Annotated in this window: 13 protein-coding genes; 7 read left to right on the plus strand and 6 right to left on the minus strand. The window is 60.4% G+C overall.

Annotated features, from left to right (window positions below):
• The first annotated feature begins 42 nt into the window (after nt 1-42).
• The 5 genes from ACM6I7_RS25110 to ACM6I7_RS25130 all read left to right on the plus strand — a co-directional run bounded on the left by ACM6I7_RS25110 (nt 43) and on the right by ACM6I7_RS25130 (nt 4,548).
• Nucleotides 43-561, plus strand: a complete 519-nt coding sequence (locus ACM6I7_RS25110) for a DUF2059 domain-containing protein (RefSeq protein WP_003226938.1) — start codon at nt 43-45, stop codon at nt 559-561.
• A gap of 12 nt (nt 562-573) precedes the next feature.
• Nucleotides 574-873, plus strand: coding sequence for a BolA family protein (locus ACM6I7_RS25115; RefSeq protein WP_003226935.1), 300 nt, complete (start codon nt 574-576; stop codon nt 871-873).
• A gap of 285 nt (nt 874-1,158) precedes the next feature.
• Nucleotides 1,159-2,100 carry a rhodanese-related sulfurtransferase gene (locus ACM6I7_RS25120; RefSeq protein WP_096794914.1) on the plus strand — a complete coding sequence of 314 codons (942 nt, stop codon included), beginning with the start codon at nt 1,159-1,161 and terminating at the stop codon, nt 2,098-2,100.
• A 35-nt stretch (nt 2,101-2,135) separates the two neighbouring features.
• Nucleotides 2,136-2,738 (plus strand): DsbA family protein, encoded by a 603-nt coding sequence (locus tag ACM6I7_RS25125; RefSeq protein WP_171061881.1) that lies wholly within the window; start codon nt 2,136-2,138, stop codon nt 2,736-2,738.
• Nucleotides 2,731-4,548, plus strand: coding sequence for an ABC transporter ATP-binding protein (locus ACM6I7_RS25130; RefSeq protein WP_097088393.1), 1,818 nt, complete (start codon nt 2,731-2,733; stop codon nt 4,546-4,548). The genes ACM6I7_RS25125 and ACM6I7_RS25130 overlap by 8 nt, the downstream gene beginning before the upstream one ends.
• Here ACM6I7_RS25130 and ACM6I7_RS25135 read toward each other — a convergent pair whose 3' ends face one another.
• Nucleotides 4,549-9,165 carry a deaminase domain-containing protein gene (locus ACM6I7_RS25135; RefSeq protein ID WP_414889465.1) on the minus strand — a complete coding sequence of 1,539 codons (4,617 nt, stop codon included), beginning with the start codon at nt 9,163-9,165 and terminating at the stop codon, nt 4,549-4,551. It abuts the gene before it with no gap.
• Nucleotides 9,166-9,338: 173 nt separating this feature from the next.
• Here ACM6I7_RS25135 and ACM6I7_RS25140 point away from each other — a divergent pair, with 173 nt between their 5' ends.
• Nucleotides 9,339-11,798: an EAL domain-containing protein gene (locus ACM6I7_RS25140; protein WP_097088389.1), complete on the plus strand. Its 2,460-nt coding sequence runs from the start codon at nt 9,339-9,341 to the stop codon at nt 11,796-11,798.
• Nucleotides 11,799-11,877: 79 nt separating this feature from the next.
• Complete coding sequence (locus tag ACM6I7_RS25145; protein ID WP_262924845.1) at nt 11,878-12,639, plus strand: TenA family transcriptional regulator; 762 nt, start codon at nt 11,878-11,880, stop codon at nt 12,637-12,639.
• Nucleotides 12,640-12,775: 136 nt separating this feature from the next.
• Here ACM6I7_RS25145 and ACM6I7_RS25150 read toward each other — a convergent pair whose 3' ends face one another.
• From ACM6I7_RS25150 to ACM6I7_RS25170, 5 genes are all read right to left on the minus strand, one after another.
• The gene (locus ACM6I7_RS25150) at nt 12,776-13,702 is read right to left on the minus strand and encodes a GGDEF domain-containing protein (protein WP_333989005.1); all 927 of its coding nucleotides are present in this window, start codon (nt 13,700-13,702) and stop codon (nt 12,776-12,778) included.
• A gap of 362 nt (nt 13,703-14,064) precedes the next feature.
• Nucleotides 14,065-14,805: a YciK family oxidoreductase gene (locus tag ACM6I7_RS25155; protein ID WP_027612414.1), complete on the minus strand. Its 741-nt coding sequence runs from the start codon at nt 14,803-14,805 to the stop codon at nt 14,065-14,067.
• 167 nt (nt 14,806-14,972) lie between these two features.
• Nucleotides 14,973-15,644 (minus strand): N-acetylmuramic acid 6-phosphate phosphatase MupP, encoded by a 672-nt coding sequence (gene mupP, locus ACM6I7_RS25160; RefSeq protein WP_003226921.1) that lies wholly within the window; start codon nt 15,642-15,644, stop codon nt 14,973-14,975.
• A 4-nt stretch (nt 15,645-15,648) separates the two neighbouring features.
• Nucleotides 15,649-16,347, minus strand: coding sequence for a bifunctional 2-polyprenyl-6-hydroxyphenol methylase/3-demethylubiquinol 3-O-methyltransferase UbiG (ubiG, locus tag ACM6I7_RS25165; RefSeq protein ID WP_096794918.1), 699 nt, complete (start codon nt 16,345-16,347; stop codon nt 15,649-15,651).
• Between the two features lie 58 nt (nt 16,348-16,405).
• A complete protein-coding gene (locus ACM6I7_RS25170) occupies nt 16,406-17,740 on the minus strand; it encodes a TRZ/ATZ family hydrolase (RefSeq protein ID WP_027612416.1) in 1,335 nt (444 codons plus the stop codon).
• Between the last annotated feature and the right edge of the window lie 7 nt (nt 17,741-17,747).

Raw genomic sequence — 17,747 nt, forward strand, 5'->3', positions numbered from 1 at the left:
CGCCCTTGGGGTTTTACCTCGCCTAGCTGAAAAGGAAACTCGATGACTCGTCTTCGTGCCATCTGCACCGCGGTTGCACTGGTTTGCGCCAGCGGCCAGGTGCTTGCCGATACCGCCAGCCACAACGCCAGTGCTGAAGCTTTCCTGACCCTGGCGCACGCTGACAAGCTGGGCACTCCGGTGTACATGCAAGTGCAGCAAATGTTCGCTCAGCGTTTTGAACAGACCAAAGCCCCGGAATCCAAGAAAGCCGTACTGGAAACCTACCAGGCCAAGGCCAACGCCGCCCTGGACCAGGCCATCGGCTGGAACAAGCTCAAGCCTGACATGGTCAAGCTCTACACCAGCAACTTCAGCGAATCGGAGCTCAAAGACCTGGTCGCGTTCTACCAGTCGCCACTGGGCAAGAAAGTCCTGGAGAAAATGCCGCAGCTGACCCAGCAATCGGCCCAGATGACCCAGGCCAAGCTGGAAAGCGCCGTGCCTGTCGTCAACAAGTTGCTCGACGACATGACCAACGAGCTGGCACCGAAAGGCGCTGCGCCGGCCAAGAAGAAGTAAGCGGAGTTCGTGATGACCATGCAACAACGCATCGAATCGACGCTGGGCCTGCTGCAGCCTGAGCATCTGCAAGTGCTGGACGAAAGCCACATGCACAGTCGCGGGTTACAGACGCACTTCAAGGCAGTGGTGGTCAGCGCGCAGTTCGAAGGCCTGAACCGGGTCAAGCGCCACCAGAAAGTCTACGGCACGCTTGGCGAGCTGATGGGCGAGTTCCATGCGTTGGCGCTGCACACCTACACCCCGCAGGAATGGGCAGAAGTCGGCGCCGCCCCGGCGTCGCCGACCTGTGCCGGCGGTAGCAAACACTGATATTGGATGCAGTTGTGGCAGGGGCTTTTGTGGTGAGGGGATTTATCCCCGATGGGCTACGAAGTAGCCCTGAAACCATTCAATCCATTTACAACCGTTAAACCGCATTCTCAGGATTTACGACTGCTGCGCAGCCGATCGGGGATAAATCCCCTCACCACAGTAGTTTTGACAGATCCTAAATCCACCGTGTTTTTGCTAGAATCCGCAACGCGCCGCTCACCCGGCGCGTTTTTTTTGAATCCGGTTCACCCTTTGCGAGGGTAGCCACCTGGAGAAATACCCATGACACAACCGATTGTCGTGGCGGCACTGTATAAGTTCGTCACCCTCGAAGATTACGTTGACCTGCGCGAGCCCCTGCTGCAAGCGATGGTCGACAACGGTATCAAAGGCACCTTGCTGATCGCCGAGGAAGGCATCAACGGTACGGTTTCCGGCACTCGCGAAGGCATCGACGGCCTGCTCGCCTGGCTGAAGAACGACCCGCGCATGATCGACATCGACCACAAAGAGTCGTACTGCGACGAGCAGCCGTTCTACCGCACCAAGGTCAAGCTGAAGAAAGAGATCGTCACCCTTGGCGTCGAAGGCGTGGACCCGAACAAAAAGGTCGGCACCTACGTTGAGCCGCAGGACTGGAACGCGCTGATCAGCGACCCGGAAGTGCTGCTGATCGACACCCGCAACGACTACGAAGTGGCGATCGGCACCTTCGAAGGCGCCATCGATCCGAAAACCACCAGTTTTCGCGAATTCCCCGACTACATCAAAGAACACTTCGACCCGGCCGTGCACAAGAAAGTCGCGATGTTCTGCACCGGCGGCATTCGCTGCGAGAAAGCCTCCAGTTACATGCTGGGCGAGGGGTTCGAAGAGGTTTACCACCTCAAGGGCGGCATCCTGAAGTACCTCGAAGAGGTGCCGCAGGAAGAAACCAAGTGGCAGGGTGACTGCTTCGTGTTCGACAACCGCGTGACCGTGCGTCACGACCTCAGCGAAGGCGACTACGATCAATGTCATGCCTGCCGCACACCGGTCAGTGTTGAAGATCGCGCCTCCGAGCACTACGTGGCCGGCATCAGCTGCCCGCATTGCTGGGACAAGCTGAGCGAGAAAACCCGCCGCAGCGCCATCGATCGGCAGAAGCAGATCGAACTGGCCAAGGCGCGCAACATGCCGCACCCGATCGGCTACAACTATAAACAAGCATCCACCGAGGCCTGATCATGACTGCGCGCCTGCTCTATGTGATGGATCCGATGTGTTCCTGGTGCTGGGGGTTCGCTCCGGTTGCCAAGGCATTGGTCGAGCAGGCGCAGGCAGCCGGGGTGGAGTTGCACCTGGTGGTCGGCGGGTTGCGCACCGGTAGCGGTGCGGCGCTGGAACCGACTACGCGGCGCTACATCCTCGAGCACTGGCAAGCGGTCACTGAGGCTACCGGCCAGCCGTTCAAGTTCGACGGGGCGTTGCCCGACGGTTTTGTCTACGACACCGAGCCGGCCTGTCGGGCAATCGTCACCGCGCGCAGCCTGGCGCCGGATTGCGCGTGGACGCTGGTCGGCCTGATCCAGCAGGCGTTTTACGCTGAAGGCCGCGATGTCACCCAGGCCAGTGTGTTGGTCGAGCTGGCCGAGCAGGCCGGCGTACCGCGTATCGAGTTTGCCGCGCTGTTCGATCATGCCGACCAACACAAAGCGACTCAGGCTGATTTCAGCTGGGTGCAGGATCTGGGCATCGCCGGGTTCCCGACCCTGCTCGCCGAGCGCAACGGCCAACTGGCGCTGTTGACCAACGGCTATCAACCGCTCAGCGAACTCTCGCCGCTGCTTGGTCGCTGGCTAGAGCGCGCCGCCTGTGCCTGACCTGGCCGATGACACGCCAGCCGTAAAGCGTGTCGACCGGCTGAGCTGGGCAGAAGTCCGGCGTCTGGCACTGCATCACAAAAAGTCTCTGTGGATCGCCAACGGCGTGGCCGTGCTGGCGACGCTGTGCAGCGTGCCGATTCCGTTGCTGTTGCCCTTGCTGGTGGACGAAGTCCTGCTCGGCCATGGCGATGCCGCGCTGAAAGTCATGAACCACGTGTTGCCGTCGATGTGGCAACAAGCGGCGGGTTACATCGGCCTGATGCTGGTGGTCACCCTGACTCTGCGTTGCAGCGCCCTGTGTTTTGGCGTGTTGCAGGCGCGGCTGTTCGCCCGGTTGGCGAAAGACATCGTCTACCGCATTCGCGTGCGGCTGATCGAGCGCCTGAAAAGGATCTCCCTCGGCGAATACGAAAGCCTCGGCAGCGGCACCGTGACCACGCATCTGGTCACTGACCTCGACACCCTCGACAAGTTTGTCGGCGAAACCCTCAGCCGGTTTCTGGTGGCGATGCTGACGCTGGTCGGCACCGCGAGCATCCTGATGTGGATGCACTGGAAGCTGGCGCTGCTGATCCTGCTGTTCAATCCATTGGTGATCTACGCCACGGTGCAACTGGGCAAGCGGGTCAAGCACCTGAAGAAACTGGAGAACGACAGCACCTCGCGTTTCACTCAAGCCTTGAGCGAAACCCTCGATGCGATCCAGGAAGTGCGCGCCGGCAACCGTCAGGGTTTCTTCCTCGGGCGACTCGGCTTGCGCGCGCAGGAAGTGCGTAACTATGCGGTCAACTCGCAGTGGAAGACCGATGCCTCGAACCGTGCCAGCGGTCTGCTGTTCCAGTTCGGCATCGATATTTTCCGCGCGGCGGCGATGCTCACGGTGCTGTTCTCCGACCTGTCGATCGGCCAGATGCTCGCGGTGTTCAGCTACCTGTGGTTCATGATCGGCCCGGTCGAACAACTGCTCAATCTGCAATACGCCTACTACGCGGCGGGTGGCGCACTGGCGCGGATCAACGAACTGCTGGCGCGGGCTGACGAGCCGCAATACCCGGGCGGCGTCGATCCGTTCAAGGGGCGGGAAACCGTGGGTATCGAGGTGCAGGGACTGAGCTTCGGTTACGGCGATGAATTGGTGGTGGATCAGATGAACCTGTCCATCGCCCCCGGTGAAAAAGTCGCGATTGTCGGCGCCAGCGGCGGCGGCAAAAGCACTTTGGTGCAACTGTTGTTAGGGCTGTACACGCCGTTGTCCGGGACTATCCGTTTCGGCGGTTCGACCCAGCAGGAAATCGGTCTGGAGCTGATTCGTGAAAACGTCGCGGTGGTGCTGCAGCATCCGGCGCTGTTCAACGACACCGTCCGCGCCAACTTGACCATGGGCCGCACCCGCAGTGACGAAGCCTGCTGGCAGGCGCTGGAAATCGCCCAGTTGGAGACGACCATCCGGGCGTTGCCGGACGGACTCGACAGCATCGTCGGACGTTCCGGCGTGCGCCTGTCCGGTGGTCAGCGTCAGCGTCTGGCAATTGCGCGGATGATCCTCGCCGAGCCGAAAGTGGTGATTCTCGACGAAGCCACTTCAGCCCTCGACGCTGCCACCGAATACAACCTGCATCAGGCCATGGCGCGCTTCCTCAATGGCCGCACCACGCTGATCATTGCCCATCGCCTGTCGGCGGTGAAGCAGGCGGATCGGGTGCTGGTGTTCGATGGCGGGCAAGTGGCCGAGGATGGCGACCACCAGCAACTGATCGCCGATGGCGGCCTCTACGCCAAACTCTACGGCCATCTGCAGCGCCTGTAATCAGCCCCACAGCACCTGCAACGCCGCCTCGCCGCCGTCATGGCCGAACTGCTTCATCACCACCGAACAGGATTCGCACGGGCGCATCGTTGTTGCGATGTCGACCGCGCGGATTTCTGTCGGGTCGGGATATTTCTCGCGCAGCACGCTGATCAGTTTGCTTTCGCTGTCCAGCGAGGTCGGCCGGCTGGTCTGCGTCGGCTGATAGGTTTTCAGCTCCTTGATGGTCAGCGGCACGGCCAGCAGTTGCCCTTGCTCGGTGACCTCCAGCGAGGTGCGCGGGAAGTCTGGGTTGTAGTCGATGTTGATGTAAGTGGTGTCGCCGATCCGCACGTGATCGGCGTTGATGCGGCTAAACAGCGGCAAGCACTGTGTGCTGCCCTGAGCGCCGGAGACACTGACGTACACCTCCCGATTGCCGCTGGTCGTGGTGACTTCTGCATAGGCAATGTTGCGCGGATTGTGTGACTGCTGATGCGCGGGCAACCGTTTGTGCAGTTTCTGCATGGCACGGTTGATACGCAGTGGCGCGTTGGTGTTGGCCGGGTTGATCGTCGGTGACAGAAACAACGTGTCGAAAATCTCTGCGGTTTTCTGCCGGAAGAGCTCCGGCGCTTCGCTGCTGCGCGTCCAGGTGGTGGCGCCTTCGGGCAGGCGGGTGACGATCATCCGTGTCGAATTATCGAACATCAATGCTTCGCCCGGGCTGGTGTCGACCTTCAGCCATTTCATATTGTTTGCAGGAATGGCCGTGGTGCCGATGGGGATCGCGATCTGTTCCATGGTGTGCATCGCGCGCTGCACCGATTCCAGACCATGGATGCGCACAATGTTGTTGGCGTGTAGCGAGCCGGTGTAGACGGTCAGCAGTTCAGCACCGAGGGTGCCGTCGGCCAGTTCGGCGGGTGCCAGGCGCCTGAAGGTCAATTGATCGGGCGCTTTTTTACCCTTGGCGATGGTGGCCAGGTAGTACTCCTGGATGTTGATTCGGAAGAACACGTAGGAGGCCGAGTCGTCGATGGCCGGCATTAGCACCGCACCAACCTGATGTGAGTCATTGATCCCGTCATAGCTGCCGCCGGTTTTTATCCGCGCATAAATGCCTTTGCGAAACTGCAGCGTGGCTTGAATCTGCTGTCTTGGTACCAGCCTGCCTTGATGGAATCCAAGGAGTCGCAGATCACCGGTGAACAGCCTCGGGCGGTTATCGATGATTTGATAAAGCCTGGCATCGACCGCCAGGAACATTCCGTCTTGATGGGGCAGCATGGCCGGCTCCGAAACCCGCTCGCCGAACCACGGTGCGTAACCCTTTTCCTTGTCGATCGTGCCGACGGCGGGCGTCGGGGCGGGTTCTGCGGTGATGTAGCTGACGCGGCAGTCGCCCGCGCCCGGTGCGCGACGGATCCGGCACGGCAGCAGCGTCCAGTGTTGACTGTCATCGAGCAGCTCGACCCGGCGCAGTTCATCGCCGTCGAGTCGATAGGGCACATCATCGATCAAGACCGTGGTGCGTCCGCCAGCCTCGGGGACAAGCTCGACGCGGGTGTTCGGCGCTACTTCGATATCGATCTGATCGTCGGTTTTTTTCACGGTGCGGTAGTGCGAACGCCCCAGCGAAAAATCATGCTCGTGTGCGAGCAACTGCGGCCCATAAGGGCGGTCGGACAGCGGATCGAGCAAGTGATGCCGCGAGCCGCCGACGTTGCGCACCGGCACATCGTCAATGCCTCTGACCACGGCCAGATGATCGGCAGGGTTCAGCGCTTTCCAGCGCCCGGCATCCAGTGCCTGGGGCAGACTGTGCAGCAGGTCATAGTCAGCGCTTCTGCCGGCCAGCCTTTTCAGACGTGCAACCGCGCGGTGTTCCAGATGCGCCACGGCCCGCACTGCGCCGATCGCACCTCGGCCGCCGAGCTTGAGCAAAGCAGGCGCAGCGTCCAGCGGATTGAGGTTTCTCAAGCTCGAAACCAGCAGGTTTTTCGACAATTGCGCCATGCGTGGCAGGGCGACGCGAATCGCCATTTTCCCGGCCACGGCCGCGAGGCGAATGCTGCCGGCGACGAATTTGCCCAAGGGAATCGCGAACGAGACGATATCGAGGAGCAGGCCGAGTACGCCCATTGCGCGTTTGCCCGGACTGTCCGACTGCAGGTCTTCGAGACTGCCCCAGAACGGGACAAAGCCCTTGAGGGCATGAATCCAGTGCTTTTTGCTGTTGTCTTGCTCAAAGCCGGTTTTTCCCCAGGCCTCACTGCGCAGCGCCTGCTCATCGGCATAGAACAACCGGGTCGCGATGAACGAGGCGATGTGCGCCGTGCGCGGCGAGGTGAAGGTCAGGTTCGGCGAACTGTCGTGATGGGCCGCCGGGATCATCGATACCGGGAGGGAGTCGCCCAGCGGTTCGAGGATCGCGACGCATTTGGCGTCGGGGGCAGGTGTCGAACCGTCCCAGTGTGCTTTTCGATCGAACGGCAGGCGGCGGGCGACGATGCGGCTGATGCTCTGGCCCTTGGTCCGTCCACGTTTGGGCGGCAGGGGTGGCAATAACAGGCCGCCCACATGTGTGTCATTCAGATCCGCGCGTTTGCGAATGATGCCGGCGCGTGGCAGGCATTCGTAGAATTGTGGCGGGCCCTGACACATCGCCTGCAACACGAAGCCCATGCGAGCCCGGTACGGCAGGATGTTTTCCGCTGTCTCCAGGTGAGCTTCGATATGCCGTGTCGGATCCCTGAGGCTGTGAATCCGCACTTCGCCGTGCTCCAGTGCCCGGCGGTCGGGCCACGGCAGTGTGACCAGCAGCGACTTGATCAGGTATTCATAGGCTTCGCGGGTCTCGCTCAGATAGTCATCGAACTGCTGCTCGAACAAGGGCCTGATCTCGGGCAAGGTGCAGTTGCTCGGAAACCGTGAAAGGCGTCGGCCTGGATGTCCGGTATCGACAAAACCGCTTTGCAGTTTGCCTGCTGCGTTGAGGCTGATCCATTCGCTGGCACTGCGGCCATCGTTGCTGACGTACCAGCGTGTGTCGCTGCTCAACCCGCCGGCGGCATAGACCTCCAGCAACGGCCAGGTCGGCAATACCACATCCGGGGTGTCGATAATGCTGCGTCGGCTACGGTTGGGTGTTGAAGGATGGTGGCGTTTGAGGCGAATCGTCGTGTGATCGTACAGCTCGTTGGCCAGCGCCTTGTCCAGTTGCTGTTTTGCCAGGGCGAGTCGCTGTGGCGGCTCGATGTCCAGTTGCAGGATCGCTGCGTTCATTTGCTTCTTGTGGTCTTCCAGCGCTTGCAGGGCAGCGTCATCGCCGGATGTCTCGTTCGCTGCGGCCTGGGCTCCGGTGGCCAGTGTCCAGGTCTGTGCGGCAGCCACTCGGGTCATGGCGATCAGGGTTTGCAGGTCGGTGCTGGCGTTTTCGCTTTTGTGCAGCGGCAGATCGACCAGTTGCTGAAAGCTCAGATATTCCAGCAACTGTGGATCGAGGGCATGGGCGAGGTGCACGCCATGCACGAAATTGACCCAGACCACCGAGCTGGCGTACGGCAGGTCGTCAGGAATGTCGCGCACTTGAAAATCCGGCCCGAACTGCGTCAGGCATACCCATCCCAGCAGATGTTTTTCGGTCGGGGTCGAGGTTCGGTGAGAATCCTCTAGGTGCTTTAAAAAGTCCCGGCGTATGGCGGCGTAGCTGGCGCCGTAGTAAGCGCGTTGTTCCAGCGCAAAACCGGCCACTTCGGTCGAGCTGCCTTCGACGGGCAGTTCGTACCACAGGCACAACGCCTCAAGCAGTAAACGCAGGCCGATATCGGGCACGGTCAGTTCATCGGGCCGCGCGCCATACCATTGCAGTTTCTGCAGCAAGCGCTGGCCCAAGTCACGCGCCTTGGGCGTGTCGAGCAGGCGTTCCAGACAGGCGGCAGGCTGCTGTTCCAGTTGCTGGCGGGTGAAGGCAGGCGTTACTTCGCTGGCCAGGCTGTCGATGGCCGACAGGGTTTTGCCGGTAAGCCAGTCGCCAATCAGGTCGTGAATCGCGGCTTTGTCATCGTCGCTCATCAGTCCCATCAGCGCCGGGTGATGTCGCAGATTCAGTCGATGGCAGGCGCGTTGTTCTTCGACCTTGCCGATCAGCCGGGCCAGTGCCGTGGCGTCCTGTGCATCCGTAAATGTGAACCCGGACTCACGCAGCAGTTGTGACAACGGCAGCAGCCTGTCGGAACGCAGGTGTGCGCCTATACTCAGCAACGCTCGCTGAAATTCTTGAATTGTGCTGGAGGCCCGGGTGACATCCTCGATGATGAAGCGGGCGCAGCTGCCATCGGGACGATTGAAGGAAAAGCTGCAGTGACCGGCTGCGGCGTCGACTTGCAGCAATGATCCTCTGGACGTTTGCAGGTAGGCCGCCAATTGTGGTTCGGCGCTGTCATCGAACAGTGCTTGCAGAAGGCTTTGCGCCTGGTCGTGGGCTGCACCCAGGCGTGAATGTGTCTGGGGTGTGAGGTAGTAGGTCTGCAGTGAGGTCGATGCGCTGAGCACCGCGCGCAGGGCAGAGATTATTGCGCGGTATTCGCTCTGTTGGGCAGTATGGCGTTGCAGCGTGGCGGAAGGTGACTGCATGGAAAACGGCTCTGGAATGATTGAAAGCCGTCAGTGTCGAAGCATGGCGAACAGCGGGTGCGGTACATACGTATCGCCGGTTGAAAATGTCCTGGTTTGCTGGAAGGGGTCGCTCCCTTGTCTGGCTCTGGCGATCTCCCCTTGAAGATGACAGTGCGTGCGCAAAGGACCTCATGAAGCATAAAAGGACTCTCGGAACGCCACGGTTGTTGGGCATCGTCTGGCCATTTATTGCCGTTGTGTTATTTCAGGCTTTACTGGGGGGCGTGAGTCTTTACGTCCTGTCGGCCGTTCGCGGCTATGTCGCCGGCGAGAGCCTCTGGTCCAAGGGCCAGAAAGACGCCATCTATTACCTGAACCTGTATGCCGACAGCCGCGACGAGGCGATCTTCCTCAAATACAAGCAAGCGATTGCCGTGCCTCAGGGCGGTCACCAGTTGCGTCTGGCGCTGGATCGTCAGCCGCCGGATCTGCAGGCGGCACGGGAGGGGATCCTCAAGGGCGGCAACCATCCCGATGATGTGTCGAGCCTGATCTGGCTGTACCTCAATTTCCGCCATTTCAGTTATCTGGAAACCGCGATCGACCGCTGGACCATCGGTGACGCCTATCTGGTGCAACTGGACAATGTCGCGCGCGAGATGCATCAGGGCATCAGCGAAAACATCGCGACGCCGGCTGATATACAGCACTGGAAAGCGCAGATTTTTGCCATCAACGACGGTGTGACGCCGGCGGCCAAGGCGTTCAGCGATGCCTTGGGCGAGGGTTCACGGATGATCCTGCGCCTGCTGCTGTTCACCAACCTGGCCACGGCGCTGGGGTTGATCGTGCTGGCACTGTTGCGCACCCACAAACTGCTCAAGCAGCGGCATGCCTTTGCCCAGGCGCTGCAGCTGGAGAAGGATCGGGCACACATCACCCTGCAATCGATTGGCGACGGGGTGATCACCACCGACGTCAACGGCGCGATCGATTACATGAACCCGGCGGCGGAGGCGATGACGCACTGGAAGTCCGAGCACGCGGCGGGGTTGCCATTGGCAGCGCTGTTCAATCTGCTCGATGACAATGCGCAGACCGAAGGGCTGACGCTGATCGAGCATATTCTCAGCGGGCAACTGATCGGTGGCAGCGAGCACTCCAAACTGATTCAGCGCCTGGATGGCAGTACGGTCTCGGTGACGCTGGTGGGCGCGCCGATCCGCAACGCCGAGAAGGTTATCGGTACGGTGCTGGTGCTGCATGACATGACTCAGGAACGGCAATACATCGCCAACCTGTCGTGGCAGGCGACCCACGATGCCCTGACCGGTCTGGCCAACCGCCGCGAGTTCGAATATCGCCTGGAGCAGGCCCTGCACAATCTGACGCGCCAGCCCGGTCGGCATGCGCTGATGTTCCTCGATCTGGACCAGTTCAAACTGGTCAACGACACCTGCGGTCACGCCGCCGGCGATGAGTTGCTGCGGCACATTTGCACGCTGTTGCAATCGGGCTTGCGCGAGAGCGACACCCTCGCGCGGCTGGGCGGCGACGAGTTCGGCATTCTGCTGGAGAACTGCGCCCCGGATGCCGCCGAGAAAATCGCCGAGAGCCTGCGCCAGACCGTGCAGAACCTGCACTTCGTGTGGAAGGGGCGGCCGTTTTTGACCACTGTGAGCATCGGCCTGGTGCACATCGCCCAGACCCCGACCACCCTCGAAGCGTCATTGCGCGCCGCCGACATGGCTTGCTACATGGCCAAGGAAAAGGGCCGCAACCGGGTGCAGGTCTATCATGCCGACGACTCCGAACTGTCGCTGCGCTTCGGCGAAATGGCCTGGGTGCAGCGCCTGCACATGGCGCTGGAGGAAAACCGCTTCTGCCTCTATGCCCAGGAAATTGCTCCGCTGGGCGCTACAGCCCATGGCGGGGGGCACATCGAAATACTCTTGCGTCTGCATGACGAAGCCGGGCGGATGATCCTGCCGGACAGTTTCATTCCGGCGGCCGAACGTTATGGCCTGATGAGTCAACTGGATCGTTGGGTCGTCGAGAATGTTTTTAAAGTGATTGCCCAATGTATTACCGAACAACATGAAGGTCCGTTGGCAATGTGTGCGATTAATCTTTCAGGCATTACTATCGGAGATGACGCGTTCTTGCACTTTCTGCGTGAACAGTTTGTTAATTACGCTATACCCCCTGAAATGATTTGTTTTGAAATTACTGAAACCAGCGCCATTGCCAATCTCGGCAGCGCAATTAGATTTATTAATGAACTCAAAGGCTTAGGTTGTTACTTCTCACTTGATGATTTTTGTGCCGGAATGTCTTCATTCGCTTATCTGAAACATTTGCCTGTAGACTTCCTGAAGATCGACGGGAGTTTCGTAAAGGATATGCTGGACGACCCGATTAACCGTGCAATGGTCGAGGTGATCAATCACATCGGGCATGTCATGGGTAAGCAGACAATTGCCGAGTTTGTTGAAACAACCCAGATCGAGCAGGCATTGCTTGAAATCGGGGTGGATTACGCTCAGGGTTATGTCATCGAACGCCCGCAGTTGTTTACCTGCGACAGTTTGCAAAGTCGGCCCGCCAGACCGCAGCCGCTGTTGTTCAAGGCGCCTGGCACGTTCCGTTGAAATATCTTGCCGATCCTTACAATCACAAATCAAAAGGAGCCGAACAGTGATCGACACATTCAACCGAACCGGACCACTCATGGAAGCTGCAAGTTATCCTGCCTGGGCACAACAGCTCATTGCAGATTGCAGCGAGAGCAAGCGCCGGGTTGTCGAACATGAACTGTACCTGCGCATGCGCGATAACAAGCTCAGCGCCAAAACCATGCGCCAGTACTTGATCGGGGGCTGGCCAGTAGTTGAACAGTTTGCGTTGTATATGGCGCAGAACCTGACCAAAACCAAGTTTGCCCGCCATCCTGGGGAGGACATGGCGCGCCGCTGGCTGATGCGCAACATCCGCGTCGAACTCAATCATGCCGACTACTGGCTGAACTGGAGTCGCGCGCATGGGGTCAGCCTGGAGGATCTGCAGGCCCAGCAAGTACCGCCGGAACTACATGCGTTGAGTCACTGGTGCTGGCATACGAGTTCGGCGGATTCGCTGATCGTCGCCATCGCTGCGACCAACTACGCCATCGAGGGCGCGACCGGGGAGTGGTCGGCGCTGGTCTGCTCCACTGGCGTGTACGCGGCAGCGTTCCCGGAAGAAGAGCGCAAGCGTGCAATGAAGTGGCTGAAGATGCATGCCCAATATGATGACGCGCACCCGTGGGAAGCGCTGGAAATCATCTGCACGCTGGCAGGCATGAACCCGAGCAAGGCTCTGCAGACCGAACTGCGTCAGGCGGTGTGCAAGAGCTACGACTACATGTACCTGTTTCTGGAGCGTTGCATGCAACTGGAAACCGCCGAGCGGGCGTTGCACGGGCGTGAACGCCGGGCACTGGTAGAGAGCTGATAGCCAATAACGCCGCAAAAAAGTGTAGGAGTGAGCCTGCTCGCGATCCGGTGTGTCAGTCAACAAAGAAGGTGACTGACACACCGGATCGCGAGCAGGCTCACTCCTACAGTGGTTTGTGGTTGTCTGGAAGGACTCAGCCAGCCATCGCCAGCCGATTGCGCCCCTCGCGCTTGGCCACGTACAGCGCACTGTCGGCCCGGCGCAGCAGGCTGTCAGCTGACTCTCCCGGCAACAGCGTCGAACAGCCAAGGCTGACAGTCAGGTCGATCAATTGACCGTCCGCAAAGTATTCCGCAGTCTGCGCGGCATGCCGCAGACGCTCGCCGACCATCGCCGCCGCTTCCCGGCCGGTGTTGCAAAGCAAAATCAGAAACTCTTCCCCGCCATAGCGAAACACCATGTCAACGTTGCGTAGCTGGCCCTTGATCGACGCTGCCACCCCTTTGAGTACGTCATCCCCGGCGCTGTGGCCATGACTGTCGTTGACCCGTTTGAAGTGGTCGATGTCGAGCATCAGCACCGACAACGGTTGCAGGTGCCGGCGGGACATGTCGATCTCGCGTTGCAGGGTCTGCTCCATGGCGATGCGGTTGCCGGTTCCGGTCAACGGGTCGCGCAGCGCACTTTGTGTTGCCGCGCGGTAGAGCAGGGCATTGCGCATCGGGAACAACAGCGACGACAGCAGCGATTCGAGGTTGCCCTGATCCTGCTCGCTGAAGCGCTGATTGCGGCGGAAGACCAGTTCGCCCAAGTGCTCGCCTTCGTGGCTGAGGCTGTAGCTGACCGAATGGTGACCGCGGGCACCGAACTCCAGGCGCAGGTCGCTGCCCGAATGCACGTAGCTCAAGGCATCCAGCGGCACAAGGCGCTGAACTTCGCGGAAAAACAGACCGAGGATTCGTTGCGGCTCAAGACTGGTTTGCAGTTGCAGGCTCATTTGCTGGCGCAATTGCGCCAGGCTGGCCGGGCGTTCCAGAAGCGGAGGCAGCTGACCAAAGCCCAGGCGTTGCAATTTGGCACTGTCAAAGTCAATTGCATTGGTCTGGGAAGGTGATTTCATATGGCGTGAGCCCCTAAGCAGTAAGTCTGTCTTACAGGCTGGGTGAGAGCGGCTATGGGCTGCGCGTCATACTGATCCATCAGTCCCGTAGGACATTTGGCGTAAGTTTAGTCTGCCTGATGACGATTAGTCAGCTATCGAAATCGGCCTTGCCCCAGTGCCTTCACACGGCATGCTTTGAGGAAAATTAGAGCGAAAGTCGTGCCATTCGGTTCAGGTTTATTAAAACCTTTATGAATCAACGGGATGGCTTTTTGCTTTGAGGGCGGGTGGCGGATATTTGACTGAGGTGTGACGGTGGGAAGCGGCAATTGCGTGCCGCGACGGTAATCCGCCACGGCAACAAAAGCGACGTATGGCAGTTATTGCGCGTTGAATGCCTGGCCATTGATGCCCGCGCTGTCAGGACCCATCAGGTACAGGTACACCGGCATGATCTCTTCCGGGGTCGGATTGTTCAGCGGGTTTTCTCCCGGATAGGCCTGTGCACGCATGCTGGTACGCGTACCGCCCGGGTTGATGCTGTTGGAGCGCACGGGTGCCACGCCATCGACTTCATCGGCCAGGGTTTGCATCAAGCCTTCGGTGGCGAACTTCGATACTCCGTAAGCGCCCCAGTAGGCCCGGCCCTTGCGCCCGACGCTGCTGGAGGTGAACACCACCGAGGCATCCTGCGACAGCTTGAGCAGCGGCAGCAGGGTGCTGGTCAGCATGAACATGGCATTGACGTTGACTTGCATGACACGCATGAAGTTTTCGCCCGACAGCTGCTCGATCGGCGTGCGCGGCCCGATGATCGAGGCGTTGTGCAGCAAGCCGTCGAGGTGGCCGAACTCGCTCTCGATCATCGCCGCCAGCTCATCGTATTGATGGGGCAAGGCGGTCTCGAGGTTGAACGGGATCACTGCCGGTTGCGGATGCCCCGCCGCTTCAATCTCGTCGTAGACCTGAGTCAGATTGGCTTCGGTCTTGCCCAGCAGCAGCACGGTGGCGCCGTGAGCGGCGTAGGTTTTTGCGGCAGCTGCACCGATGCCACGGCCGGCACCGGTGACCAGAATGACCCGATCCTTGAGCAATTCGGGACGGGCGGTGTAATCAAACATAAAAACCTCACAATCCATTCATGAAGACCTGCTTCCTTGTGGTGAGGGGATTTATCCCCGACCGGCTGCGAAGCAGTCGTAAACCTGCATGGCGAATCGACCTGAAAGATTGCGGGGGCTGTTTCGCAACCCATCGGGGATGAATCCCCTCGCCACAAAGGCCGTTTTCAGCAGCTGCACAGCGCGCTGTCGAGCACCTTGCGCAACTCCAGCGGATGATCCACCACCACATCCGCGCCCCAGTGCCGCGGGTTGTCGTCCGGGTGGATATAGCCATAGGTCACGGCGCAGGTCTTGGTGCCGGCATCGCGCCCGGATTCGATATCGCGCAGATCATCGCCCACAAACAGAACCGTCGACGGATCCAGATCAAGCATCTTGCACGCGAGGATCAGCGGCTCCGGATCCGGCTTGCTGTTTTTCACGTGATCCGGGCAGATCAGCAGCGCCGAGCGCTCGGCCAGCCCCAGCTGTTGCATGATCGGCTCGGCAAAGCGTACCGGTTTGTTGGTGACCACGCCCCAGATCAGGTTGGCCCGCTCTATGTCGGCCAGCAGCTCGCCCATGCCGTCGAACAGCTTGCTGTGCACAGCGCAACCGGCCAGATAACGCTCGAGGAATTCCTGACGCAGCTCCTCGAAGCCCGGCGATTCCGGGTCCATCGAGAACGTCACCGCGACCATCGCTTTGGCGCCGCCGGAGATTTCGTCGCGGATGTGCTTGTCGTTCATCGGCGGCAAGCCGCGATCCGCGCGCATCGCCTGACAGATGGCGATGAAGTCCGGCGCGGTGTCGAGCAGGGTGCCGTCCATGTCGAAAAGGACTGCTCTGATGGCCATCGGCTTACTCCTCGCGCAGGGTCTGGATCATGTAGTTGACGTCAACGTCGCTGGCCAGCTTGTAGTGCTTGGTCAGCGGGTTGTAGGTCAGGCCGATGATGTCCTTGACGGTCAGGCCGGCGATGCGGCTCCAGGCGCCCAGCTCGGACGGGCGGATGAATTTCTTGAAGTCGTGGGTGCCACGCGGCAGCAGCTTCATGATGTATTCGGCGCCGATGATGGCGAACAGGTACGCCTTCGGGTTGCGGTTGATGGTCGAAAAGAACACCTGGCCGCCGGGCTTGACCATGCGGTAGCAGGCGCGGATCACCGACGACGGGTCCGGTACGTGCTCAAGCATTTCCAGGCAAGTGACCACGTCGAACTGCTCGGGCATCTCTTCAGCCAGGGCTTCGGCGGTGATCTGCCGGTATTCGACGCTGACGCCGGACTCCAGTTGATGCAGTTGCGCGACCGCCAGTGGCGCTTCGCCCATGTCGATGCCCATGACAGTGGCGCCGCGCTGGGCCATGGCTTCGCTGAGGATGCCGCCGCCGCAACCGACGTCGAGAACTTTCTTGCCGGCCAGATTGACTCGCTCGTCAATCCAGTTGACGCGCAGCGGGTTGATGTCGTGCAGCGGTTTGAACTCGCTTTCACGGTCCCACCAGCGATGGGCCAGGGCTTCGAATTTGGCGATTTCGGCGTGGTCGACGTTGCTCATGATCTATTCCTCGAGAAACTTGAAAAGGGCTGTAGCCGCGGAGTCTGCTCCGCGGTGTTTACGATTCGGTGTGGCCGCTGATGCGCTGGCCCCAGGCCCGGGCGGTGGCGCCCAGCTGTTGTTCGTCCAGACGGGTCAGGCGCCGGTCGTCGAGTAACTGTTTGCCGGCGACCCACAGGTGTTTCACACAGTCGCGGCCGGTGGCATAAATAAGCTGCGACACCGGGTCATAGACCGGTTGCTGAGCCAGGCCGGACAGGTCGAAAGCGACAATGTCCGCAGCCTTGCCGATCTCCAGCGAACCGACCTGCGCCTCGATGCCCAAGGCCCGTGCGCCGTTGAGCGTGGCCATGCGTAGCGCACGATGGGCGTCCAGCGCGGTGGCCGAGCCGGCGACGGCTTTGGCCAGCAGCGCGGCGGTGCGGGTTTCGCCGAGCAGGTCAAGGTCGTTGTTGCTCGCCGCGCCATCGGTGCCGACGGCGACGTTCACGCCAGCCTGCCACAGGCGCTCCACCGGGCAGAACCCGCTGGCCAGCTTCAGATTCGATTCCGGGCAGTGGATCACGCTGGTGTTGCTTTCTACCAGCAATGCCAGATCGTCATCGCTGATCTGGGTCATGTGCACCGCCTGGAAGCGCGGGCCGAGCAGGCCGAGACGACCGAGGCGGGCCAGTGGCCGCTCGCCGCGATGCTCCAGCGATTGCTGGACTTCGAAGGCGGTCTCGTGGACGTGCATGTGGATCGACGCGTCCAGCTCTTCGGCGATCACGCGGATTTTTTCCAGGTTCTCGTCGCCCACGGTGTAGGGTGCATGTGGGCCGAAGGTGATCTTGATCCGTTCGTGATGCTTCAGATCGCCGAACAGCTCGACGCCCTGACGAATCGCCTCATCGGCGCTGCTGGCGCCGGGGATCGGGAAATCGAGGATCGGAATCGCGATCTGCGCGCGAATGCCGCTATTGTGCACGCGCTCACTGGCGACTTTCGGGAAGAAGTACATGTCCGAGAAACAGCTGATGCCGCCCTTGATCTGCTCGGCAATCGCCAAGTCAGTGCCATCACGGACGAACTCTTCATCGACCCATTTGGCTTCGGCCGGCCAGATGTGGTTTTCCAGCCAGGTCATCAGCGGCAGATCGTCGGCCAGGCCACGGAACAGGGTCATCGCCGCATGCCCGTGAGCGTTGATCAGGCCGGGGCTGAGCAGCACGTCCGGCAATTCGCGGACTTCAGTGGCGTTACACTTCAATGCTTCGGCGCGCGGGCCGATAAACACGATGCGACCGTCGCGAATGCCCAGGCCATGCTCCTTGAGCACAACGCCTGCAGGTTCGACGGGTACCAGCCAGGTCGGCAGCAATAATAAGTCGAGCGCAATGGCAGGTTTCGGCATCGAGGGT

Source organism: Pseudomonas sp. IT-93MI4, assembly GCF_949767635.1.
GTDB classification, from domain to species: domain Bacteria; phylum Pseudomonadota; class Gammaproteobacteria; order Pseudomonadales; family Pseudomonadaceae; genus Aquipseudomonas; species Aquipseudomonas putida_A.

What these genes read in the sequence shown, in the direction of transcription:
- ACM6I7_RS25110 (WP_003226938.1), top strand. Translation starts at nt 43, where the DNA reads ATGACTCGTCTTCGTGCCATCTGCACCGCGGTTGCACTGGTTTGCGCC.
- ACM6I7_RS25115 (WP_003226935.1), top strand. Translation starts at nt 574, where the DNA reads ATGACCATGCAACAACGCATCGAATCGACGCTGGGCCTGCTGCAGCCT.
- ACM6I7_RS25120 (WP_096794914.1), top strand. Translation starts at nt 1,159, where the DNA reads ATGACACAACCGATTGTCGTGGCGGCACTGTATAAGTTCGTCACCCTC.
- ACM6I7_RS25125 (WP_171061881.1), top strand. Translation starts at nt 2,136, where the DNA reads ATGTGTTCCTGGTGCTGGGGGTTCGCTCCGGTTGCCAAGGCATTGGTC.
- ACM6I7_RS25135 (WP_414889465.1), bottom strand. Translation starts at nt 9,165, where the DNA reads ATGCAGTCACCTTCCGCCACGCTGCAACGCCATACTGCCCAACAGAGC.
- ACM6I7_RS25140 (WP_097088389.1), top strand. Translation starts at nt 9,339, where the DNA reads ATGAAGCATAAAAGGACTCTCGGAACGCCACGGTTGTTGGGCATCGTC.
- ACM6I7_RS25145 (WP_262924845.1), top strand. Translation starts at nt 11,878, where the DNA reads ATGGAAGCTGCAAGTTATCCTGCCTGGGCACAACAGCTCATTGCAGAT.
- ACM6I7_RS25150 (WP_333989005.1), bottom strand. Translation starts at nt 13,702, where the DNA reads ATGAAATCACCTTCCCAGACCAATGCAATTGACTTTGACAGTGCCAAA.
- ACM6I7_RS25155 (WP_027612414.1), bottom strand. Translation starts at nt 14,805, where the DNA reads ATGTTTGATTACACCGCCCGTCCCGAATTGCTCAAGGATCGGGTCATT.
- mupP (WP_003226921.1), bottom strand. Translation starts at nt 15,644, where the DNA reads ATGGCCATCAGAGCAGTCCTTTTCGACATGGACGGCACCCTGCTCGAC.
- ubiG (WP_096794918.1), bottom strand. Translation starts at nt 16,347, where the DNA reads ATGAGCAACGTCGACCACGCCGAAATCGCCAAATTCGAAGCCCTGGCC.
- ACM6I7_RS25170 (WP_027612416.1), bottom strand. Translation starts at nt 17,740, where the DNA reads ATGCCGAAACCTGCCATTGCGCTCGACTTATTATTGCTGCCGACCTGG.